At 41.9% G+C, this 23,952-nt stretch carries 14 protein-coding genes; 11 read left to right on the top strand and 3 right to left on the bottom strand.

The genetic code is table 11. The features are described 5' to 3' along the window. Positions 1-7 precede the first annotated feature (7 nt). From DW862_RS00485 to DW862_RS00470, 4 genes are all read left to right on the top strand, one after another. Positions 8-1,648, top strand: coding sequence for a SusD/RagB family nutrient-binding outer membrane lipoprotein (locus tag DW862_RS00485; RefSeq protein ID WP_008024493.1), 1,641 nt, complete (start codon positions 8-10; stop codon positions 1,646-1,648). A gap of 33 nt (positions 1,649-1,681) precedes the next feature. Continuing rightward, positions 1,682-2,803: a glycoside hydrolase family 18 gene (locus DW862_RS00480; RefSeq protein WP_008024494.1), complete on the top strand. Its 1,122-nt coding sequence runs from the start codon at positions 1,682-1,684 to the stop codon at positions 2,801-2,803. Positions 2,804-2,835: 32 nt separating this feature from the next. Beyond that, on the top strand, positions 2,836-3,978 hold the full coding sequence (locus DW862_RS00475; RefSeq protein ID WP_004310490.1) for a DUF1735 and LamG domain-containing protein: 1,143 nt from the start codon (positions 2,836-2,838) through the stop codon (positions 3,976-3,978). Between the two features lie 493 nt (positions 3,979-4,471). Next, a complete protein-coding gene (locus DW862_RS00470) occupies positions 4,472-5,050 on the top strand; it encodes an ORF6N domain-containing protein (protein ID WP_117683207.1) in 579 nt (192 codons plus the stop codon). A 289-nt stretch (positions 5,051-5,339) separates the two neighbouring features. Here the strand turns inward: DW862_RS00470 and DW862_RS00465 are convergent, their stop codons facing one another. After that, positions 5,340-7,424: a BT4734/BF3469 family protein gene (locus DW862_RS00465; protein ID WP_087322822.1), complete on the bottom strand. Its 2,085-nt coding sequence runs from the start codon at positions 7,422-7,424 to the stop codon at positions 5,340-5,342. 994 nt (positions 7,425-8,418) lie between these two features. On the opposite strand from DW862_RS00465, the gene DW862_RS00460 reads away from it, so the two are divergent. Then, positions 8,419-8,853, top strand: a complete 435-nt coding sequence (locus DW862_RS00460; protein ID WP_004305010.1) for a hypothetical protein — start codon at positions 8,419-8,421, stop codon at positions 8,851-8,853. Between the two features lie 177 nt (positions 8,854-9,030). Here DW862_RS00460 and DW862_RS00455 read toward each other — a convergent pair whose 3' ends face one another. After that, positions 9,031-9,231 (bottom strand): DUF2007-related protein, encoded by a 201-nt coding sequence (locus tag DW862_RS00455; RefSeq protein ID WP_004299812.1) that lies wholly within the window; start codon positions 9,229-9,231, stop codon positions 9,031-9,033. Positions 9,232-9,398: 167 nt separating this feature from the next. Beyond that, a complete protein-coding gene (locus tag DW862_RS00450; RefSeq protein ID WP_049701770.1) occupies positions 9,399-11,039 on the bottom strand; it encodes a pectate lyase in 1,641 nt (546 codons plus the stop codon). Positions 11,040-11,321: 282 nt separating this feature from the next. On the opposite strand from DW862_RS00450, the gene DW862_RS00445 reads away from it, so the two are divergent. The 6 genes from DW862_RS00445 (at position 11,322) to DW862_RS00420 (ending at position 23,921) form a co-directional block, all read left to right on the top strand. Beyond that, positions 11,322-12,941: a pectinesterase family protein gene (locus DW862_RS00445; RefSeq protein ID WP_120067087.1), complete on the top strand. Its 1,620-nt coding sequence runs from the start codon at positions 11,322-11,324 to the stop codon at positions 12,939-12,941. Positions 12,942-12,963: 22 nt separating this feature from the next. Then, positions 12,964-15,444, top strand: a complete 2,481-nt coding sequence (locus DW862_RS00440; protein ID WP_049701772.1) for a glycoside hydrolase N-terminal domain-containing protein — start codon at positions 12,964-12,966, stop codon at positions 15,442-15,444. A gap of 111 nt (positions 15,445-15,555) precedes the next feature. After that, positions 15,556-18,807, top strand: coding sequence for a TonB-dependent receptor (locus tag DW862_RS00435; protein WP_004305006.1), 3,252 nt, complete (start codon positions 15,556-15,558; stop codon positions 18,805-18,807). 10 nt (positions 18,808-18,817) lie between these two features. Further along, the gene (locus DW862_RS00430) at positions 18,818-20,893 is read left to right on the top strand and encodes a RagB/SusD family nutrient uptake outer membrane protein (protein WP_004305005.1); all 2,076 of its coding nucleotides are present in this window, start codon (positions 18,818-18,820) and stop codon (positions 20,891-20,893) included. Positions 20,894-20,909: 16 nt separating this feature from the next. Next, positions 20,910-22,583, top strand: a complete 1,674-nt coding sequence (locus DW862_RS00425; protein WP_120067086.1) for a DUF5123 domain-containing protein — start codon at positions 20,910-20,912, stop codon at positions 22,581-22,583. A gap of 33 nt (positions 22,584-22,616) precedes the next feature. Then, positions 22,617-23,921: a pectinesterase family protein gene (locus DW862_RS00420; protein WP_007754842.1), complete on the top strand. Its 1,305-nt coding sequence runs from the start codon at positions 22,617-22,619 to the stop codon at positions 23,919-23,921. The last annotated feature ends 31 nt before the right edge of the window (positions 23,922-23,952 follow it).

Raw genomic sequence — 23,952 nt, 5'->3', positions numbered from 1 at the left:
CTTTATTATGAGAAAAATGAATCATTTTAAACTATTAGCGGTGATATGCGCAATGACGCTATTTGCCTCATGCAATTTTGAAGAAATCAATACCAACCAATTTGAGATGAGCGACGGAGAAGGTGCGATGGATGGTTTTGAAGTCGGAGGGCTGATTACAGCTATGCAACGGACAGTGATTCCCGTAGGCACACAGGCTGATGATACAGATGTTATCAATGAATATCAAATAGCTTATCATCTGTCGGCCGATAATTGGAGTGGATTTTTTGGCGAGAACAACAGTAACGGTTGGAACGCAGGTAGTAACAATACTACTTATTATTTGTTGGACAATTGGATAAAAGCGACCTATACACAGTCTTATACCAATGCTCTTGATCCTTGGAAGAAATTGAAAATAGCGTCCGAGAAAAATGGTACGCCCGAAGTCTTTGCTTTGGCTCAAATTCTGAAGATTTCCGCTTGGCACAAGACACTTGAAAGTTTCGGTCCGATGCCTTATTCTCATGCGGCGGACGCTACAATGAACATTCCGTTCGATTCGGAGAAAGAGGTGTATACGGCGATGTTTGAAGAATTGACCGCAGCCATTGAAGAATTAACAGAAAAGGCGGCAAATGGGGTGAATGTAATGGGCGCTTATGATGCGGTATATGCCGGAGATGCTACCAAATGGGTGAAATACGGCAATTCGCTGATGCTTCGTTTGGCTATGCGTGTCCGCTTCGCTGATGCGGAACTGGCGAAAAAGTATGCTACTCAAGCAGTAAATCATTCTATCGGCGTGATGACGGCTAAGGATGATGCGGCTCAAATGAGTCAAGGAGCAGGTATGACTTTCCGCAACAACATTGAATGGCTGGCAGGCAACTATAATGAAGCTCGTATGGGTTCTTCCATCTTTTCTTATCTGATGGGATATGAAGACCCGCGTTTGAGCGTTTATTTTTTGCCGATGGATGGTAATGCCTCTTATGGTGTTGAGGCTTTCGACGGAAAAACGTATCAAGCGGTGCCGGCAGGGCATGCCAATGCGCAGAATGATATCTATAAATCTTGCTCAAAGCCCAATATTCAAAGTGGAACTCCTACATATTGGCTGCGTGCATCGGAAGTTTATTTTTTGCGTGCGGAAGCAGCTTTAGTGTGGGAAGGTTTCGGCAGTGCGGATTCATGGTATAAACAGGGCATTGATATGTCTTTTCAGGAGAATGGTGTGACCGATCCTGTAGACGATTATATGAATTCCAATTTGTCACCTCGGGCATATGTTTTTTCCCATTATCAGTATGGGCAAACACTTTCTGCTCCGTGTGAGACTACTGCCAAGTTTGAAGGAACAACAGAGCAGAAGTTGGAAAAAATTATGATTCAGAAGTGGATTGCTTTGTTTCCTAACGGACAGGAAGCGTGGACGGAATGGAGAAGAACCGGTTATCCGAAGTTGAATGTCATTAAGACTTTGAAAGGAGCAGTGCAAGGCGCAACTCTTGAGGGCGGTATTCGCCGTATGATTTATCCCACCAGTTTTTCTCAGACTAACGAGGGAAAGGCTATTTATGAAGCAGCCTTGAAGTTGTTCAATAACGGTGCAGGTGGCGAAGATAAGTCTTCTACCCGTTTGTGGTGGGATTGTAAGAGATAACCTACATGTATCATTTTAATACAGATGAAGAATATGAAATCATTAAGAAAATTGTTATATATTATTCCGTTGACAGGCATGATGGTAACTTCTTGCATGGATGTGGAGAATATTGAGATAGACCATATAGGCGGGTATGCCACAATGAACAATGCGGAGAGTGAGGCATATTATGCCAATCTGCGCGCCTATAAGGCGACTGCTTGGAATTACAATCGTCCCGTAGCTTTCGGATGGTATTCCAATTGGGCGCCTGCTGGAGCTTATCGAAGAGGATATCTCTCTGCTATGCCCGATAGTATGGATTTTGTTTCAATGTGGAGTGGCGCTCCAGGACGTTATGAAATCACTCCGGAGCAGAAGGCAGATAAAGAGTTTGTGCAAAAGGTGAAAGGAACGAAACTGTTGCAGGTAAGTCTGCTTTCTTATCTTGGTAAGGGTGCGACACCAAATTCGGTATACCTCGAAGTGGAAAAACAAGCGGAGGAAGAAGGCTGGTCGGCGGCTCAATTGGAAACGGCGAAGAAACAAGCCCGTTGGAAATATTGGGGATTTGAAGGTCAGTTTGAAAGTGAAAACCATTATGCATGTCTGGCGAAGTTTGCCAAAGCTCTGTGCGATTCTTTGTATGCAAACGAATGGGACGGTTATGATGTAGACTGGGAAATCGGTAGTGGTGTGTTTGATATGGATGGCACATTGAGTCAGAATAAGCATTTGATTCATTTGGTTAAAGAGATGAACAATTACATTGGCCCGAAAAGCGATCCGGAAGGTAAAGGACATAAAATGATCTGTATTGATGGAAAAATTTATGGGCTTACCCATGAATTGGATGAGTATGTCGATTATTGGATTATACAAAGTTATGGTAGTTCCAATCCCGGTTTTGATGGTTATGGCGTTGATCCTAAGAAAATAATCTGCACAGAGAACTTTGAAAAGTATGCCACTAATGGAGGTCAATTGCTGAAGCAGGCAGCTGCTATGCCGCGAGAAGGTTATAAAGGTGGAGTAGGAGCTTATCGCTTCGATAATGATTATGACAATACGCCAAATTATAAATGGATGCGTCAGGCTATTCAAATCAATCAGCGGGTTTTCAATGAATGGAAAGCGAAACAAAACGAAGCGGCAAATAAACCGCAGGAATAAGTGGACTTATAAAATTCTAAAACAGTAAAAAGATGATGAATAAACATATATTCTATTATTTGATGGTAGGTAGTATGGCGTTATTGTTGGGCGCTTGCAACGACAGCATGAATGACCTGCTGGAGCCTAAGGTTTATTTCGAAAGCAAGGAATATAATTTCTCGGTGGAAGATGAAATGGATGTAATGACATTTGATCTGGTTTCAAGACTCTCGTCAGCAACTTCCTCTCAGGTAGACGTATCATATAGTGTAGCCGAACCAAGTGTAGTAGACGAATACAATGCAAAGTATGGCACAAATTATGAGATGCTTGATGTTTCGCAGGTAAAGCTAAGCAGTACGACATCTTCTATTTCGAGTGGAAAATTGTATGCGGATAATGTAGAAGTCGAACTTTCCGGGTTAGAAGCTTTGAAAGCCGGGAACTCGTATGTTTTGCCTATGCGGGTGCATTCGTCTTCGGTGTCGACTCTTTCCGGAACAAACATTGCATATTTCTTTTTCTCCAAACCGTTGAAAATTACCAAAGCTGGTAACTTCAGTAATCACTATATTTCTGTGAAGTTCCCTGTCGGTACTTTCTTCTCGTCATTCACTTACGAAGCATTGATTAATGTGGATTATTTCCTCGATAATAATACGATTATGGGAACCGAAGGTGTGATGATCCTCCGTATCGGTGATGCGGGAGGAGGAATTACTCCTAAAGATTATTTGGAAGTGGCCGGAAGACAGAACTACCGTGTAACGAAACCGTTGTTAACAAATCGTTGGTATCATGTAGCGTTGACTTATGATCAACCGACAGGAAAAACAGGCATTTATGTAAATGGTGAGAAATGGGCTGGTTCAGATTGGGGGATTGACGGTTTTGATCCGAATTCGGATATGGGTTTTTATATTGGTAGAATCTATGGTTTCAAGTGGGGTGAACGTCCATTCCATGGTAAAATGAGTGAAGTCCGTGTTTGGAGTGTAGCCCGTACGGAAAATCAACTTAAGCAGAATATGCTGGGTGTTGACCCTGCTTCAGAAGGCTTGGCACTTTATTATAAACTAGACGGATCGGAGACTCAGGAAGGTGGAGTTATCAAAGATGCCACAGGGCGTATAAACGGTACTACAAATGGAATTACTATTAAGACGTTGGATGCTCCGATAGCTATCAATTAATGGAACACACAAATTTGTGAGAGATTTTGCTCTTTGCATTTTTGAATATGAGTGAAAGCCTGCTTACTGAAAAGATAATATTCTTTGGGTAAGCAGGTTTCTTTTATTTATGTTTGTTTTATGAAGAAGTTACTATTTCCCCTGTTTATATCTTTTCCATCTAAATGTTTTTGCCAGTACCTTTATACATATAATTTATGCGGTTCATGTAAACCAATATGTAAACCGGAAAAATACGAATAAAATCTGTTGAATCCATAAAGCGAAGATATTACGGAGAAAGCTTTCTACTGTAATTATGATCTTTTTAGGGAACTTTTCAGATAATGATTGGCGCTGCTTCCAATGACATAAGATTACAGACGAAGGTGGAGATAAAATAGGAGATATTATCTTTGGCAGTTCGATATGTTCTAAGTACATTTGTTTCTTCTAAAAGAAATGAATGTTCAAGATGAATATGGAAAGAATATCAATATCAAAGTAGAATAAGATGGAACAACTCGAAGTAATACAAAGTAAGATTTACGACATACGCGGGCAAAAGGTGATGTTAGACTTTGATTTGGCGGAAATGTACGGAATAGAAAACAGGGTGCTAAAACAAGCTGTTAGACGTAATTTAAAAAGGTTCGAAGGTGAGGACTTTATGTTTGAACTCACGAAGGACGAACTTTCAAGATCACAAATTGTGACCTTGAACAAAGGAAGAGGCAGTAATTTTAAATATATGCCTTTTGCTTTTACGGAACTAGGCGTAGCAATGCTTAGTAGTGTTCTAAACTCTGATACTGCTATTGGAATAAACAGGGGTATAATGCGTGCTTTCGTTGCGGTTCGTCAGTTACTGTTAAACCCGCCGACCGATCCAGTATATGAACTTCAAAACGAAGTCAAGGAACTAAAGGAGTACATAGAGGAAGTATTTGCAGACTATAACGACATCAATGACGACACTCGGACGCAGTTAGAATTAATAAATCAGACGTTAGCCGAATTGCAGGCGCAAAAGGCTTTAGCAGATAAGCCGCGTAATCCTATCGGCTTCGTTACTCCCAAGAAGAAAGAGTAAATAGGCGGTCCGGTTGTTCCGTTGGCTATTCGTTGGTTGCTCTATTGGTTACATGGAGAGTTGGATGCAAATACAACTATTTAGAAAAACTTAATAGCTCAACAGAAAGGTGGAAGACAAGTATCCTGGAAATTTGAATCTCATAATGATTTGTACCTGTTTTATTGTCATACTGTCAGGAATACATTCAAGTGAATGAATATCAACGTTCTATCACCTGACAATAACCATTGATAATAGGCTGACAATAAAATATCCAGACTTTTATTGTCAGCCTTGCTTTTATCTCTTATGATAGCTTTATTACCTGATAAACAGTACCTTTATAAGTATGCTTCGAAGGAATACCGCATTTTTGCAGCAATCTCCCGAAGTGGTATACTTTGTTATCAGACAATGACATACCGCTTTTCTTCTTCAGATAATTCAATATTTCAACCGGAGTAAGAAATTCCCCTTCCTCTTTCGTTTGTGCAGTCTTGAAATACTGGTAAAACAATTGCAACATAGCCGGTGTCTGCTCAAACTCACGGTTGTTTTCCGTCATAATCTGCTCATCCTCACTGTCAAACCAGTAGCGTTCGCCATGATGAATCTCGTGCATGGCTTGTGCATAAAGCTGTTCATAATCTATCGGCTGTGTAGTGTCGATGTTTCCCGTCACTTCAATACAAATGAAACGGCGGCTTCCCGAAGGATCAGTCAGCAAATCCTTCTGATTGCTTGTGCCGATAAATGAAGCATACCGCTGCAATTCAAGTACCGAGCGACCGTGCGGTTTCCGTAGATTGACCACAGGCTTTTGAAGAATATGTTTCAGAAATCCTTGTTGTGGCAGCGTTATCTGGTCAAACTCATCGATATTGATGAGCGCAAACCGATTCAGATACAGTTCTGCATCCCGTTTATGGCTGAAATCAATGCTGTCTGTATAGTAAGCGCGAAGCGCAGGCGGAATCATTTCACGGCAGAAAGTTGATTTATGAGTTCCCTGTCGGCCCACTAATATGGGTGACGTATTGTTTGCGTGCATTTTATCTATCCCTCTCCAATGTGAAACCATATTCAGGAACCAACGGTGGAAAAGCAATTCCCAATGCGGATTTTTGCAAGGAACCCTGTTTGCCAAAGCATGAATACGGTCTTTGCCGTCCCAATGAGGCAAATGAAACAGGAATTCTTCCAACGGATTGTAGATCGGCACACGGTTGGAATGTAAGTATCGGTCTATGTCCCTGTCCCATACGCCAATACCTTCGGATTGGGCATCAAGCATGATACTGTTTTGTGCCCGTTTGTCGATGGAATGAAAATAAAACTGAAACGAGAAACGCTCCCGGTATTCCACTTCCCCGATCTGCGTATTATAACGGAACTCATAGCGGCGGTTCATAAATTCGTCCATTTGCAGGCTAAGACGTTGCTCTTTAGTCAGACCGTTGCTTTTGGGCACTCCCTTACATTCTTTGTATACGTTTCTTATCATTTCGCGTATCAGCATCGGATTTTTTCTTTTGTAATAACGCATGATGGTCCGTCGGGTTACCTCCTCTTCCGGGATGCCGGAGTAGTAACAATTTTCGGCAAGCGGGACTACTAACGTTTGCAAATCATGATCGTTCCGATGCCAGTCTGTTTCCATTTCTTCGAATGTCTTCCGCAATGCCGCTTCATAAAGCAATGCTACTGTATCTTCCGTGTCATACCCCGGCAGTGCTCGATTCAGTGGAGATGCTTCAGTGCTCGATTTCTCATGATAAGTCATCTCGCCGGGCATACCGATGGGTTGTGAAAGATAGAAAGGTACAGGAGTGGGGCGGTAAATCAAGTCCGGATCATAACTAAGACGTGAGAATTGTTCCAGTTTCGGTTCTTTCAATAGAATGTTGAAGGGAAGTTGAGGCTGATAACATTTAATGGCAAGCCGGTAAGCATGTGCCTGAAACACTTCGGCTTCTTCCGTTGTTTGCGGTAAAGTACCGTCCGGACGGGTGAAGCAAGTCCATATCTTGACGCTTTTACCACTTGCTCCCATAAAAGCCAGCATTGTTTGGGGAAGTTCGGCTGCCTTTTGCTTCACGATTTCCACTTCTGTCTTTCCGGCTAGCGGACCGATGGTCAGTTCTACAATGCCATTGTAGGTTTTCATTCGCTTCACTCCGTTCACTCGTCCGAAGGCTGCTGCGGGAATCACTCGTGGTAGTTTGTTGGCGAGGGAACAAGGCTCGTCGGGTAGAACAAAATGCAGGGCCTGACGTAATCCGGTTACCGGGCGGAGCTTGGTTTCTTTTTTCATTTTTTCTATCAGCAGGTCGATGTCTGTCACGCTTAGTGCCTCCGTATCTCCGTTTTCCCTGATTTGTGTAATCTTCATTTTTCTTCTCTTGATATTTAATGAGAGTAAGTGTTTGTTATTGGTTTCAAAGGTACGGATAAGGTACTTGTAAAACAAACTATTTGCGCTTTATCGCGATAAAGAATGTGCTTTCTTGTTATACTCTATTCAAGAAGGCGGACTTGAAACATTAACAAGTAAGTAAAGATATGCTCGCCACTGTGTATTGTTGCATAAAGACACCGTTATTCTTACGTTAACTTACCGGTATTGGTAGTTCGCCACGGCCGTGACGAGATCTTCCCACGGCCGTGGTAGGAATTCGTCACGGCTGTGGAAAGAAGTCACCACGGTCGTGGGAAGGTAAAGATACCGTAGCTTTAGCTGAACAATACTGCTGCTTTAGCCGAACAATACCTGCTTCTTTAGTGAAAGATACCGGATGTGCAGTACTCATTTAACGGGGCGACATTCGCTTCGTAGCGAGTTTATATTTCTTATACGCTCTTTGCTAATATTGAACTTCCTCTCTTTCAATACAAAACTTCCTGTATTTATTTCCGTATTTCCACTTTGTTTCGAAAAAAAAGCATATCTTTGTCATACGCTTTCTGTTCACCAGCGTGGTGAAAACAGGTAAGAAGCGTTATTTATTTTGAAATAGGAATATTATTGCATTATCCCTCGTCCTTGAAATCTAGCAAGTTTCTGTCCGTAGAGGGGTGGTTCAACAGATATTCCACGTGAACGGTCGTATATCAACATATTGATGGAAGATGTGTTATATATAAACGATTAGCGTGGATGTCTGTTGTTATCATTATCTTATGGACGGGTTTGCTAGGCCTCAAGGACAGATAATGATTCAACAGCATTCACGCTTTTATTGTACCCGGTTGGTTTCATGATCCTTATAAATCCCCAACCCCAATCTCCTGTCCGCCCGGAATACAAAAAGCGCGAATGTTTGTTGAATCAACATCAACAGAGCACTATTTATTCCTTGTTGTATAACAAATTAAAAACAAACACTATGTCACAATGGATTAGCATAGAAGCGGCAGCCGAGAAATACCGACTCGAAAAAGAGTATATCTGGCTCTGGGTGGAAATGAAAAAAATCACAGTGTCTTATGAGAACGATACAGTTTCCATAGATGATGATAGTATTCAGCAATTCATAAAACGGACTAAGCTGGGAATTACGTCTGAATATATCGATGAGTTAGAGCAACTTTGCATGGAAAAAAACAAAACCAGCAGATTGTATGCTTCACTCTTGAATATGCGGGATCAGGAATTAATGGCAATTAGAGGACAAAGTTCGCGACTGGACGGTTTATGGAAAATGGTGGAGGAACAATACGAAAGACTGCGCTCCTTCGAGAAGAATTCTATGTCGGACAATGCTATTTGTAGCAACTGCTGGATCAGAAAGATATGCAGGAGATTGAAACGAATTCTATAATTCTGCTGTGAATTTAATCTATTAAATAACAGGCTGACAATAAAAGTACGATCTTTTTATTGTCAGCCTATTGTCATAGCTTATTGTCAGGGTGCAATGAGTTGCTAGTCACCGTATTATCCAGCCAAAACTCCTGCTGACAATAAGAACCCTCCAATTTATATGTAAACCTAAAACCTATGAAACTTTTCTGTTATTAATTACACGCATGGCCGCAGTATAGTATTCGCAAGGAACAGAAATCAAAATACTGTTTAAACCATTGTCTTTCGTTGACACTTGAATATAAGCTGCATTCAACAAACTCTTTACGCTGGCTACCTCCCAAGGACTACCAGCAAAAACTTTGACTTGAGAAATCTTTCTACTTGTAATCATGATCTTTATAGTGTGTTTTTGTTTTTACTGCGACAAAGATAAGAGAGAAAAGCAACATAGAGGTGCAATATTGTTTCATATATAGTATACAAATGATTCATTGAATCAGGATTTGTATTAATTGACCAGTTTTTTGCGTTAATAAGAGTTGTTTTCCCTCACATCATTCATTTCTTATTTTGCGTATTTGTTATTGTTTCTACAAGGCTATTGATATAAACCTCTATATTATCATAGGCAGTACTTAGATTTCTTCCGTTTGCATCATATTTGTTTGGGTTCAATCCGTTGGCGGTTTCCCATTCGTCAGGCATGCCGTCATTGTCAGAATCGGTAACTTGTGGCAATGATTTTAATGTTGGCCATGCGCTCCAGTTGCTACCAGCTCCGGAAGGCTTTAGGTCTTTCTGACTATCGATAAGTCCGCCCTTAGGATAATTCTGACTTTTCCAATGGATGATACCTTTGTCGCAATGTTCACAAGGACCGTTCGGGCAGGGGGCATCTCCTAATCCGTTGTGTTCGTTCTTTCCGATGAATTGTGCCGTTCCTGTGCGTGTCTCTTCAACGATACGAGTATCTATATCATCTCGTTTGAGACTGCAACCCGCATATTTCAACACCAGTTCGTAAGCTTTTTGTGCCGTGTGGGTAGTTACCGCATCTACTTCTACCGGAGTATCCCGTTTCAGTTCATCGAGAGAGTGACCGGTGTTGTTACGGATACCAGTCCAGTTGTCTTTGTTCACTTTTGCGGCGGATGCTTCTGTCAGTTGGTTTCCTGCCTCGAAGTAATTCCGGCTGATATGATACTGTCCCAATACCCCTTTGATCGGTGCAAAATCTCCATCAGAAGAGCTGATGTCGATAGCCATCACACGGTTGGCCACTTTGGCATCCGTAGCGGGTCCGGGTTTGTAGTAGTTGTCCACAATGTTAATACCCATTGCTGCGCCGCCATAACATCCGTTACCGCTCCAGTTATAAATAACATTATTACGCATATCAGTACGTTCCTGACCTTGATATTTTACTCCGGAACCGAAACGTGGTGTGCGACTGTCATGGTGGGCCATCAGATTATGATGATAGGAAGCGTTGACTCCTCCCCAAATACCGCCATATCCATGAGGGCCTTTGGTATGTCCCGATAAGCGGAGACTTTCTGAAATAATACACCATTGCATAGTAAAGTTAGTATTATCATAGAATGAAGCACATTCGTCAGTGCTCCAACTGATGGAACAATGGTCAATCATGATATTGTTTTTCTGGCGTCCTCCCAGAGCATCTGCACCGTCGGAAGCCGAAGAGCCCAGCAAATCCGTATCTCCCATACGGAAACGCAGGTATCGTAGAATTACATTATCGGCCGATACATTTACTGGAAAGTGAGCCAGGCAGATACCGTCTCCGGGAGCTGTCTGTCCGGCTATCGTGACATCACCGTTCCGAATGTCCAGTGTCGATTTTAGATAAATGGTGCCGGATATACAGAAGACAATTATACGAGGCTCCTTTTGTTCGATGGCATACCGGAGGGTACCCGGTGCTTTGGAGTCTTCCAGGGATCTGACAATATATACCTTTCCACCTCTTCCTCCTGTAGTGTTCATTCCTCCTCCTTCAGCTCCGGGAAAGGCATATGCTGTTTCTTCCACTGGTGGAGATACGGAGGGAGAATCCGGTGGAGTCTCCTGTTCTTTATTATCTTCATTGACTGAAGATGTGGAACAGGAGGAGAACGCTTCTACTTGTGTGGCAAACAGTAGTGCCACGAAAATGAATTTTACCTTGTTGTTTTTCATATCTTACCTGATTTTTTATAAAGTGTGATGATAGTGATACTGATACAAATGTAAGCGGATAGAATTTGATAGACAACTGGTTGCATAGATAGTGCACCAGATTGCACAAAAAGTCCGCAACTTTTGAATGATATTAAAAAAGTCCACGCAAACAAACAAATAGTGAGAAAGTATTCATGTTGTTCCGTATACTTTTGTAACGTGAAATAGTAACTGCTCAAGGCAGGACGACCAAATAATAATGGAATAAGAATCTATCATTAAGAATATAACAAATAATTTATGAAAGCACATTTATTTTCAAAGATGTCCCAAGGACTATTGTTGTTATCAGCTTTGCTGGCAACAAGTTGCAAGGAAAGTAGCAATAACTTTTTTGTTCCCGACCATGAAGCCCCTTCTTTGGTGTCTGTAACTCCTGCAAATGGTGAAACGGCCGAAGAAAACAATACGATTTTGCTTACTTTTAACGAGTATGTGAAAGCGGGAGAAGGGAAGGCGAATTTTAATGGCGAGGAAGTGGAGTTGACTTTCAAAGGTAAAACAGCGTCTTACGCTTATACTGCTTTGGACTATAATCAGGCCTGTCAGTTCAGCCTCCCCAAAGGTGCAGTCATAGACTTTCAGGGAAATGTATTCGAAGGTGTCAGTATTCAGTTTACAATCAGAGAACGTCCTCAACCGGAAGCACGTATATTTGATGCGGTGGTCAGTCCTGACGGAAAAGGAAACTATACCAGTATACAGAAAGCAATAGATAATGTCCCCTCGAAAAGAACAGAACCCTGGCTCATTTTCGTGGCGAACGGAACGTATGAAGAACAAATTATTATTCCTGAAGACAAACCGTATATTCATCTCATCGGACAGGATGTGGATAAGACAATTGTCAAGTTACGAATTAACAGCTCAACCGAAGCCAGTGCGACTGATCCGGATGTGTGGAAGTACTCTTATAAGAACTTAGGAAAAACGGAAGCCGCTATGGTATCAGTGAAAGCTACGGATTTTTACGCAGAGAATATGTCTTTTGTAAACGGATATGGCAAAGAATTACAGAAAGGTCCTATGGCATTGGCAATGTATACCCAGAATGACCGCAACTCATTCAATAATTGCAAATTCCTCTCGTACCAAGACACCTGGCAGACCGGGCCTAAGTCGGATAACGGCAGACTGTATGCACAGAATTGCTGGATTGAAGGAGCCGTTGATTACTTCTATGGAAACGGGAATTGCTTCCTCGAACATTGCACCTTTTATAATATGAGGGATGGCGCAATTATTGTTGCTCCTTCTCATAAAGTAGGAACACGCTGGGGATATGTGATGAATAATTGCGTAGTGGATGGAAATGAATTGGCTGATACAGAAAGAGTCAAGTTGGGACGTCCCTGGCATAATTCTCCGATAGCTGTATATCTCAATACCATCTTTAATATAAAAATAGCTCCGGAAGGATGGACGGATATGGGAGCTATTCCTCAAATGTTTGCTGAATATAACAGTAAAGATAAAGAAGGGAATACAGTCGATTTAAGCCAGCGTAAAACGCAATATACTTACCAGGATGAACAAGAGAATCCGGTGACAGGCATTTGTCAGGCTGTTCTTTCGGCAGGTGAGGCGGCGCGGTATACATACGAAAACGTTGTTCGCGAGGGCGATAATTGGGACCCGAAGAAATATATGGAACAAGTTTCCGCACCGGAAAATCTGAAAAGAGAAAACGGAGTATTAAGTTGGGATGCTTCGAAATATGCGATTTGTTATTTGGTGATTGCAAATGATGAAACAGTACAAATAACCAAAGAAACGTCTTGTAATATTGAGACAGGAAAGACGTATCAGGTGAAGGCTGTCAGCGAGTACGGGTCTTTGAGTGAACCTTCGCAGGAATGATGACAATTAAAAACTTTAAAATATGAAAACGATAAGCAAAGTATTCAGTTGTATATTGGCTTTTTCTTCTCTGTTGGGGAGTGTGGAAGGGCAAAACAGGTATAAAATATGGTATGATAAACCCGCTTCTTATTGGGAAGAAGCGCTTCCGATTGGTAATGGACGGATTGCAGCAATGGTGTTCGGTGATCCCCAACTGGAACAAATACAGTTGAACGAAGAAACAGTGTCGGCAGGCTCTCCCTACCAAAACTATAATGAAGAAGCGAAAGCGGCTTTGCCGGAAATGCGGCGGTTGATTTTTGAAGGAAAATACGAAGAAGCGCAGAACATGGCGGCAACGAAGATTCTTTCACAAGTGGGGAATGAAATGCCTTATCAGACGGTAGGTCGTCTGAATATCCGTTATCAAGACCACAAAAAGGTAAGTAATTACTACCGTGACCTGGATATAAGCAATGCAATGACTGTGACCCGCTACAAAGTAGACGGAGTGGAATTTACTGAAGAAACATTTGCATCATTTACCGATCAGCTGGTTATCAGGCATATCAAATCATCTAAACCGGGAGCAATCAATTGCGAACTGTTTTTTAATACACCGATGAGAGATCCGAAGCGTAGTATCTATGGAAAGAAGGGGTTGCGTTTGGAAGGTATTACGCATGGCAGTCGTTATTTTCCGGGAAAGGTGCACTATTGCGCTGACTTGGATGTGAAAAACAAAGGCGGAGAAGTGACAATGGCTAATGATACGCTGCTTAGTGTTCAGGGCGCCAGCGAACTTACATTGTACATCTCGATGGCAACAAACTTCGTCAATTATAAAGATATATCGGGTGATCCGTATCAGCGGAATAAAACCTATCTGAAAAATGCGGAGAAGGAGTATGATAAGGCGAAAGCTGCCCATATAGCTGCTTATCAGGAGCAATTCAACCGTGTGACTTTGGATTTGGGTGAAACTTCCCAGGTTAATAAACCGATGGATGTACGTATCAAGGAGTTTTCTTCATCCTATGATCCGGCATTGATAGCGTTGTATTTCCAGTATGGACGTTACTTATTAATTGCATCTTCACAGCCCGGATGCCAGCCCGCCAACTTGCAGGGCAAATGGAATCATAACCCGGGACCTCCCTGGAGCTGCAATTATACAACGAATATTAATGCTGAAATGAATTACTGGCCGGCGGAAATCACCAACTTGGCCGAACTTCATAAACCATTCATCCAGATGGTACGTGAATTAAGCGAGAATGGGCGTGAAGCTGCGAGCCGGATGTATGGTTGTCGTGGCTGGGTATTGCATCATAATACGGATTTGTGGCGTATGACGGGTGCGGTGGACCGTCCTTATTGTGGAACGTGGCCTGTGGCTAACGCATGGCTTTGCCAGCATTTATGGGACCGTTATTTGTTTTCCGGTGATAAGAAATATTTGGAGGAAGCATATCCGATGATGAAAAGCGCTTCGGAGTTCTTTGTCGACTTTTTGGTACGCGACCCGAATACAGGTTATTTGGTTGTTACTCCTTCCAATTCACCCGAAAATTCTCCGCGCTGGATAAAGAAAAAAAGTAATCTTTTTGCAGGAATTACGATGGATAATCAGTTGGTTTTTGATTTATTTTCAAATACATGCGAAGCTGCCAAAGTGCTGAACGCAGATACCGATTTTTGTGATACATTGAAGAATATGCGCCGGCAGTTGCCTCCGATGCAGGTAGGGCAGTACGGACAATTGCAGGAATGGTTTGAAGACTGGGATCATCCTAATGATCGTCACCGGCACATCTCTCATCTTTGGGGGCTATATCCCGGTTATCAGATTTCTCCTTATCGCTCTCCGGTACTCTTTGAAGCTGCAAAAAATACATTGATACAACGGGGGGATCCTTCTACCGGTTGGTCAATGGGATGGAAAGTTTGTTTTTGGTCTCGTATGCTTGACGGGGATCATGCTTATCAGTTGATAAAGAATCAGTTGACTTATGTCAGTCCTGAAATACAGAAAGGACAGGGAGGCGGAACGTATCCTAATTTGTTCGACGCGCATCCACCTTTCCAAATAGATGGGAACTTTGGTTGCACGGCTGGTATTGCCGAAATGTTGGTGCAAAGTCATGACGGTGCGATTCATCTGTTGCCTTCGTTGCCTTCGGAATGGAAGAGCGGGACAGTGAAAGGGTTGCGTGCCCGAGGAGGTTTTTTGATTGATGAATTGACCTGGAAGGACGGTAAGCTGGTAAAAGCTGTGTTACGTTCGGAAATTGGAGGCAATCTGCGTCTGCGCTCTTACTGGAAATTGGCTGCTGAAGGAGCATCGTTGAAACAGAAGAAGGAAGAAGAAGCGAATCCGAACGCATTATTTAAAGTACAGCAAATCTCACGTCCGATGATTAGTGAGAAAGCGCCTTTAAAAGGAGTGGCATTACGTGATACTTATTTGTATGATGTGGATACACGCGAAGGAGAAGTGATAATTATTACAGTAAAATAAGGCATTCTATATAAAAAGTCCACGCTTTTGCATAAATAATGAGTGGAAAACAGCTGTAAAAGTGTGACTTTTGTAACATCAAAAATGAAACAAATTAATCAAGATAATACTATGGATGTACAAAGACATTTATTTTTGCGAAGATGCTTCGCGTATATATGTTGCTTGCTCTTGTGCTTTATAACGGCGACAACAGTATATGCACAGAAGGTATCTGTGAAAGGAACAGTGGTGGATACCAACGGCGATGCTATTATTGGTGCTAGTGTGAAGGTGTTGAAAAAGTCCTCCGTCGGTACAATTACCGACTTGGATGGAAATTTCACTTTGTCTGTTCCCGAAGATGCAACAAAGTTGGAAATTAGTTTTGTAGGAATGAAATCAGTTGTTGCGACTGTGAAACCGGGCAAACATCTGAAAGTTGTGTTGGAAGAAGACAATCAGACTTTGGACGAAGTGGTAGTGGTAGGGTACGGAACCTCACGCCGCGGAGATTTGACCGGTGCGATTTCTTCAGTGAGTGAGAAGGTTTTGAAGGATATTCCGATAACTTCTGCGGCTGCGGCTATTACAGGAAAACTGGCAGGTGTGAATGTCGTGGCTACTGATGGATCGCCCGATGCAACAATCCAGATTACAGTACGTGGTGGTGGTTCTATTACCCAGGACAATTCACCGTTATATATTGTTGACGGTTTTCAGGTGAGTAATATCAATGATATTCCTCCCGGTGATATTCAAAGCATTGATGTTTTGAAAGATGCTTCTTCTACCGCCATCTATGGAGCTAAAGGTGCGAACGGCGTTATTCTTGTTACTACAAAAAGCGGTAAGGCGGGAAAAACAGAAATCTCATTCAATGCTCACTGGGGTGTCAGTAATGTGTATAATCTGACGGGGGTACTTTCACCTTACGAATACTACTGTTATCAGAAAGAACTTGATCCGGGCACCTCTCTGACCAGTAGCATTAATTCGATGTATGGACGTTGGGACGACCGCAATATTTATCGTTCGGTAGAAGGCACGAACTGGCAGGATAAAGTATATGGAAACACCGGATTCAAACAAAGCTATAACGTTGGTATAACAGGAGGAACGGATGCCACATTGCGTTATAATTTGAGTTATACGCGGGATGATGAGAAGTACATTATGCTCAACTCCAATTATGTGAGGGATAACTTGAGTGTGAAGATGGATAAAAAGTTGAGTAACAAATTGAAGTTTGAGTTTTCCAGCCGTTTGACTAGAATGGTGATTGACGGTGCGGGTACCAATGGAGGTAAATTGAGAGATGCCGTTCTTTTCTCGCCAATCAACAGCCTTGCAAGTATAGATGCGGGAGATGCTTTGGGGGGTGAAATTGATTACTCGGATGATGCATTGTTATCATCATTGAATGATCCTGTATATAATACGGTGAATGAGTATAAGAAGCAAAACCAGTTTTCTATGACTTATAATGCCGGCTTTAACTGGGAAATTGTTAAAGGATTGACTTATCAGCTGAAAGGTAGTTACGCATACACTTATAATTATACCGATAATGTCTGGTTAAAGAAAACCGGAGAGTCGAGCTCCAATGCCGGTCAGCCCGTAGCCAAACGTACGGATGAGAAAGGTGCACGATGGAACTTGCAGAACATATTGAGTTACCGGTTCTCTCTGAAAAAGAATCACCGTCTTGATCTGATGGCCGGACATGAAATGGTGAGTAATTACAGAAATCAGATGATTGCCTCATCCAAATATTATCCTATGGATTTTACGGCGAGCGAAGTGTTGGCTATGTGGAACTATGGAGAATCCCAACCAACGTATACCACTCTTGGTGAACCTTCTCGTACGGCATCTTACTTCGGTCGTTTAAACTATGCTTTCAAAGACCGGTACATGTTCACTTTTACAGCCCGTGCCGACGGAACGAATGTGTTCGCTCCTGAAAACCGTTGGGGATTTTTCCCGGGTATGGCATTGGCATGGCGCATTTCCCAGGAAAAATTTATGAAGCAGACGGAAGACTGGCTGGATAATCTGAAACTTCGTGTGAGTTACGGGTCAGTTGGTAATGCGCGTGTCAATTCATACTGGAGACAGGATTATAAAATGGAATCTTCTGCCAATAGGCAATATTATCTAAATGAAACAGTACAGAGTGCCCTGAAATTGCAGAACACCTTGCGGAACGAGAATCTGACTTGGGAAACGAAGTTATCCTCTAATGTGGGAATAGATGCCAGCCTCTTTAATAGCCGTTTGAATGTGACGGTTGACTTCTATAATGATATAACGAAAGATTTAATCTTACGCATGGATCTTCCTTCAAATTCGGGATATGAATATCAGTATCAGAATGTAGGCCGCAGTACGAACAGGGGAGTTGAACTTACGCTTAGCGGAACGATTATCAATAGTAAAGATTTCTATCTGGGCGCTAACTTCAATATATCATTCAATAAAAATATAGTGAATAAACTGGATGGAACGGCAACCGTATTGAGTGCGCAATCCAACTGGCGACCGGATATCGGCTCTGATGATTTTCGTGCTATTGTAGGTCAGGCGGTAGGACAGATTTATGGATTCGAAGTAGAGGGCTTTTATTCTGTAGACGACTTTACGTTTGATGAGAATACGAAAAAATGGATACTGAATGAAGGGGTAGTAGACGACAGGGCTTTGTTCTCTAATGACCTGCCTAACTTTGGTCCGGGCTTTATCAAACTGAAGGATCAGAATAATGACGGTGTGATCGATGCGGATAATGACCGTAAAGTGATCGGTAGTGTACAGCCAAAGCATATTGGCGGATTCGGGCTGAATGCTGCATGGAGAGGGTTTGACTTGGCGGCAATGTTCAACTGGTCATATGGCAATAAAGTATATAATGCCAATAAGATTATGGCATCCACTCATACGAATCGTAAATATAATAATATCAGAGATTTTATGAGTTTGGAAAACCGTTGGTCGATTATTGATCCGGAAACGGGTGCCAATGTAATGTATGGTAATGACGCCAATCCGGAACGCTTTGTTGAAATCAATTCCAAAGCCTCTATCTGGATGCCTATGATGGGGCGTACGCTTGTGACGGACTGGGCGATTGAAGATGGTTCTTTTTTGCGTTGTAGTAACCTGACGTTAGGGTATACGCTTCCGGTTACTGTGACTCGTAAGCTAGGAGTCAAGAACCTGCGCGTGTATGCTACGGCCAATAACCTGTTTTGCTGGACAGCTTATTCCGGACAGGATCCTGAAGTGAGCACACAACGTTCTACCCCTTTGACTCCGGGTGTGGATTATTCTGCATATCCGAAAGCACATTCTTATGTATTCGGTCTTAATGTTACTTTTTAATACTTGAAAAATGAAAATACAGAAACTATTTTTAGCGGTTTTATCCTCCTCTGTGTTATGCACTTCGTGTATGGATAATTTTTTGGATACCGAAAGTCCTTCTATTCCAAGTGATGAGAATCTGTTTAAATCGACTGCTCTAACGGAAGCAGCCCTGATGGGTGTATATGCGACAATGACGGACACCTATATATATGGTCAGAAACTGTGTGTCAACTGGCAGGGAGCTTCTGACGTGGAGGTTGGCTCGGGTGCGTTTTCTACGGAAAACTATAATTCGACACTTCGTGATGAAGGTGCTGGCAATTTTTATGACGATAATTATAACCGGAATACCAGATGGGACAAACTTTATTATCTGGCAGAATCCGCCACTACTATCGTAGATGGTATACGTCGGTCACCGTTGATGCAATCTACTTCGGACAAGGCTGCCATGCGTAGATATTTAGGAGAGGCATTAGCACTAAAAGCGTTAGGCTATTTTGAATTGATTCGTTATTGGGGAGATGTGCCATATAAAGAGCATGCGTCTGAAAGCGGATTGGGAAATGTCTATATAGGAAAAGTGGATCGTGATATTGTTTATAATTATATCATAGAGGATTTGAAAGAGGCAATTGAATATCTGCCTTGGATGGGAGAAGAATCATATACGGTAGAACGCATGAATAAAGGTTTTGCCAAAGGACTGCTGGCAAAAGTAGCGCTATTTGCCGGAGGATGGTCTGTACGGGATGGAAATCAGTTTCCGGACTTGGATGTGGAACATCATCCGACCATTCCGGAAATGAACGGATATTTCGTCGGTCGCCCTAAGAATTGGAAAGATTATTATGAACTGGCTGCCAAACAGTGTGCGGAGATTTTGGGAGCGACTGATAATCCTCATGAGCTTGATCCCAGTTATGAGAATATTTGGTCTACTGTCAATCATCTGGAATACAACAAGTATAATGAAAACCTGTTTGAAGTTGCTTTTGGTGAAGGACAGAATGGAGATGTGGGGGCCACGATGGGATACAACCTGAACAGAGGGGTTTTTAATACCACCCAAGGTATGGGAGGGGCAGGATATGCGGCTACTACTGCTTACTATTTTTATTCATTTGATCCGGCAGACACCCGTCGGGATGTTACTTGTGTTTTCCAGGAATATATCAATGAGAATGGAAAAAATAAGGAAGTTATTCGCTGTAATCCATTAGGAGTGGCTTGTGGTAAATGGCGTTGGTATTGGATGACTGATAATTATATGAAAGTCCGTTTCCCGAAAGCTAATTCACGTATTGCTACTGGTATCAACTGGATTTTGATGCGGTATTCAGATATTTACCTGATGTTTGCGGAGGCTCAAAATGTATTGACAGGGCCGGATGCAGTTAGTCCGATTGCCGGTATGTCTCCCCGACAGGCTTTGGAAAAGGTTCGTGAAAGAGCATTTGGTACTGGTGCTCCCGAAATCACGCAGTATGACGCGGATTTCTTCACGGCTATTGTCAATGAACGGGCATGGGAGTTTGGTTGTGAATCTATTCGTCGTCAGGATTTGACACGTTGGGGATTGTTGGCGGAGAAAATAGAAGAGATGAAAATAGGTCTTTGTATGTTGTATGACTACAAGCCGGTGACTATTTTCGGGAAGACTTATCAAGTGGATGAAATACCGAGAAAAATCTATTATAAATATGAAGACTCTGATAATCCGGAATACATTGATATGTCGTCTGTTAACTTCAATGAGGATATGGGAACCGGTACTGCTTCTACATCAAAAGGACAGTATGAGTGCAACTGGATCAGTATGCAGGTGACATTGAATAAGGATGGTGATATAAATGCAACCCTGAATACTAATTATGTGAAAACAATGGCTAGAATATTGGTTTGCGGTACAGGGCTGAATGCGTCTTACGACTATTCGAATTTGTTTGGCAGGCTGAACTGGGGCGGTGAAGCCGAAGCGGAGTTCCGTAAATATTCTGTTGGTAATGGAGTGTGTAATTATCGCCATGTATTCGCTATTTATTATGAGGATGTCAATAAGACGCAAGGGTATGTTTCTAATTCGTATGGTTATAAATAATTAATGGTAGGAAAAGATGAAAAGACTAGTTAATAGATTATCCGGAGCATGCCTGTATGTACTATTGGCTTTGATAGTGGGTATGTCTTCCTGTGAGGACGATGCCAATGACTGGACAGTTAATAAGAACTATGATGCTTTGTTCCGTCCGTTGACGTTCGATAAGTCGGCTACCGATGCGACTTCGGTTACATTAAGATATTCGCAGATTGTGAATGCAAAAGTCTATATTTTTGAGTTTTATACGGACAGCTTGGAGTTTAATGCGGAAAATTATGTAAGGACAGATACGATTCTGAAAGATACATTGACTGTATTTTCAGAGAGTAATACGCCTATGAGGGTGGAATATCGTACTTTGTTTCAGGAGTTCAACGGTTCTACGCAATATTCTGTTCGTATGAAAGGAGAAGATGCGCAGGGAAAGGCAAGCACTTATGTCAGTGTAGCATTTAAAACTCCGGATGAGCAATTATTTACCGGAGTGGAAGTTACAGCTAATTCCGCAACCTTGACATGGGAAGAAACGAACAGGGTAACTCATCTGACGTTGGCTCAAATGGTGGATACGAAATATGGTGAGGAAAAACAGATTGATTTGACTTCGGAAGATATAGCGGCTTGTTCAAAAACACTCTCCGAATTGGAGAATGGAGCGACCTATCGTGTTCGGATTTATAATAATGATGCATTACGTGGTTCGTATGTATTCAAGACACTGGGATTGGGTGGTAGCGAAATCCTTTTTGTGGAGGCTACGGAAACCGGAGTCATTGATTTAAGTACATTGTTATCTAATTTTGTGAAAGAGAAAGAATGTAGCAATGTAACTGTCCAATTTACTCCGGGGGCGGTGTATAAGGTAAGTGAACTAAAGATTCCGGGATTGGATAATATTTTGTTTACCAGTACGGAAGCTAATGAAAATAATCGTCCACAGCTTATTGTGACTAATAAAATATCATTGGCTTCTCCGATACAGTCTCTGTCATTCGAGTTTGTTTGCCTGAATGGAAATGGCGAGGCCAGTTATATGACGGATTGGAAAAATAGTTCTTATGCCCAGTCTATTTCATTCACAGGCTGTGCTATACAGAACATAAAACGTACGCTTGTACGTATTAGCGATGGAAGTGGTGTGTTCATGACGGATATTACGATCGATAACTGTGTCATATCCGAAGTTGGTACGGACGGATATGGAATGATTAATTTCGGAAAAAATATCGATCAGTTGGAAAGGGTTTCTATAACGAATAGTACATTGATTAATATTGGTGACCAGTTGATGGACGTGAAAGGGGGAATCGGTGATGTGATATTGGAAAATTGTACTTTCTATAATTCTATGGATGCTAAGAAGGAATTGCCTAAAGTTTTCCGTTTCGATAATGCGGCAAGTACTCCGCCTTCTCCGAAATCTGCGACAATGCGGAATTTGATTTTCTCCGGTCCGAACAAAGGAAAGAAAATGAATAGTGGAAATGGTGCTTATGACATTTTGAACTTCTCTGATAATTGTTATATCACCTCCGACCTGCAGGAAGGCAATAACAGGTTTGAAGAAATAACGAGAATAAAACAAAGCTCGGATGACTTGTTCGTTGATCCATTAAACGGTGATTTCCATATTAAACCGGGAGCCGGGTTCGCCGGAACGGGTAATGCTGGTGATCCACGTTGGTATTAATTGATCCTATAATTGTTAGGTATAAAGAATATCATGAAGAATATTGTATTATCAATTTTATTGATGAGTGCCTGTGCAATGATTTATGCACAGGCGGACTCATCGCCTTATCAGGCTATTGTAGCTGTTGATGGTAGTGGAGATTATAAAACGGTTCAGGAAGCAATCAATGCTGTACCTGACGGACAGACGAAACCTTGGTTGATTCTGATAAAGAATGGCTTGTATAATGAGCAGGTGATTATCCCTAAGAATAAGCCATACGTACATTTAATAGGCCAGGATAAGGATAAGACCATTATTCATTTAAACTTGAATGTTGGTAGTAAACTGACCGGTAAAGAAATAGGTGGAAAAACAGCTTATTGGGAACACTCGGTTCATAATCCTTCCTCTCCAGTTTATAAATACGAGGGATCGGTAGTGGTGGTAAAAGGAGACCACTTTTATACGGAAAACATTTCGTATGTGAATGACTGGGGAGTTTTATCAGATAATGGTCCGCAGGCTTTGGCTATGAATAGTCAGGCAGATTGTGCTTCCTTTTATAATTGTAAGTTCCGTTCTTTTCAAGATACTTGGATGACTGCCAATAATGATGTCAGTCGGCACTATGTGAAAGATTGCTGGATAGAAGGCGCGGTAGACTATTTTTATGGTGGTGGTGATGTGTTGCTGGAAAACTGTACGCTTTATAATGTACGGAGTGGAGCAGTAATAGTGGCTCCTTCCCATAAAGATGCCAAATATGGTTATGCTTTTCGTAATTGCATTATAGATGGAAACAGTGAAGCGGCTGACGGACGTTTGAAGTTGGGGCGTCCATGGCATAATAATTCGAAGACGGTGTATATCAATACCATTATGCTTATCCCTGTCGCTGATGAAGGATGGACGAATATGGGAACGGTTCCCGGAATTTTTGCCGAATACAATAGTCGTGATGCACAGGGTAATGTGTTGGATTTAAGTAAACGCAAAACGGAATATCAATATAAAGACCGCCAAACCGGTAAGGAAGTATCGGGTACCTGTCAGGCAACTATAACGAAAGAGGAGGCGGACAAATATACGTACGAAAATATGATTCCGGGTAATGATGGCTGGAATCCGCGTATTATGATGGAGAAATTAGGAAGTCCGCGCAGTCTGGTTTATCAGCAAGGCACTCTTAAATGGAATCCTGTGAAGAATGCGATTGGATATATTGTATATGATGGAGAACAGATTCTCGGGACGACTACTGATACCTCTTTTCCGGTGTCGGAAGTGAATTATGCTTTGAAGGTATCTGCCGTGAATCAATATGGAACGCAAGGTAAAAAAGGTGTATTGTAATTGAATATAGAAAACTGGTAAGGAAAGGGGA

It is taken from the genome of Bacteroides sp. AM37-9 (assembly GCF_003603455.1).
GTDB lineage: Bacteria > Bacteroidota > Bacteroidia > Bacteroidales > Bacteroidaceae > Bacteroides > Bacteroides xylanisolvens.
This window is presented reverse-complemented; position numbering and strand designations above follow the sequence as displayed.

Bases quoted from the DNA above. Each gene is read 5' to 3' on its own strand.
- DW862_RS00435 (WP_004305006.1), top strand. From the start codon at position 15,556: ATGGATGTACAAAGACATTTATTTTTGCGAAGATGCTTCGCGTATATA.
- DW862_RS00470 (WP_117683207.1), top strand. From the start codon at position 4,472: ATGGAACAACTCGAAGTAATACAAAGTAAGATTTACGACATACGCGGG.
- DW862_RS00460 (WP_004305010.1), top strand. From the start codon at position 8,419: ATGTCACAATGGATTAGCATAGAAGCGGCAGCCGAGAAATACCGACTC.
- DW862_RS00465 (WP_087322822.1), bottom strand. From the start codon at position 7,424: ATGAAGATTACACAAATCAGGGAAAACGGAGATACGGAGGCACTAAGC.
- DW862_RS00475 (WP_004310490.1), top strand. From the start codon at position 2,836: ATGATGAATAAACATATATTCTATTATTTGATGGTAGGTAGTATGGCG.
- DW862_RS00420 (WP_007754842.1), top strand. From the start codon at position 22,617: ATGAAGAATATTGTATTATCAATTTTATTGATGAGTGCCTGTGCAATG.
- DW862_RS00480 (WP_008024494.1), top strand. From the start codon at position 1,682: ATGAAATCATTAAGAAAATTGTTATATATTATTCCGTTGACAGGCATG.
- DW862_RS00440 (WP_049701772.1), top strand. From the start codon at position 12,964: ATGAAAACGATAAGCAAAGTATTCAGTTGTATATTGGCTTTTTCTTCT.
- DW862_RS00450 (WP_049701770.1), bottom strand. From the start codon at position 11,039: ATGAAAAACAACAAGGTAAAATTCATTTTCGTGGCACTACTGTTTGCC.
- DW862_RS00445 (WP_120067087.1), top strand. From the start codon at position 11,322: ATGAAAGCACATTTATTTTCAAAGATGTCCCAAGGACTATTGTTGTTA.
- DW862_RS00455 (WP_004299812.1), bottom strand. From the start codon at position 9,231: ATGATTACAAGTAGAAAGATTTCTCAAGTCAAAGTTTTTGCTGGTAGT.
- DW862_RS00425 (WP_120067086.1), top strand. From the start codon at position 20,910: ATGAAAAGACTAGTTAATAGATTATCCGGAGCATGCCTGTATGTACTA.
- DW862_RS00430 (WP_004305005.1), top strand. From the start codon at position 18,818: ATGAAAATACAGAAACTATTTTTAGCGGTTTTATCCTCCTCTGTGTTA.
- DW862_RS00485 (WP_008024493.1), top strand. From the start codon at position 8: ATGAGAAAAATGAATCATTTTAAACTATTAGCGGTGATATGCGCAATG.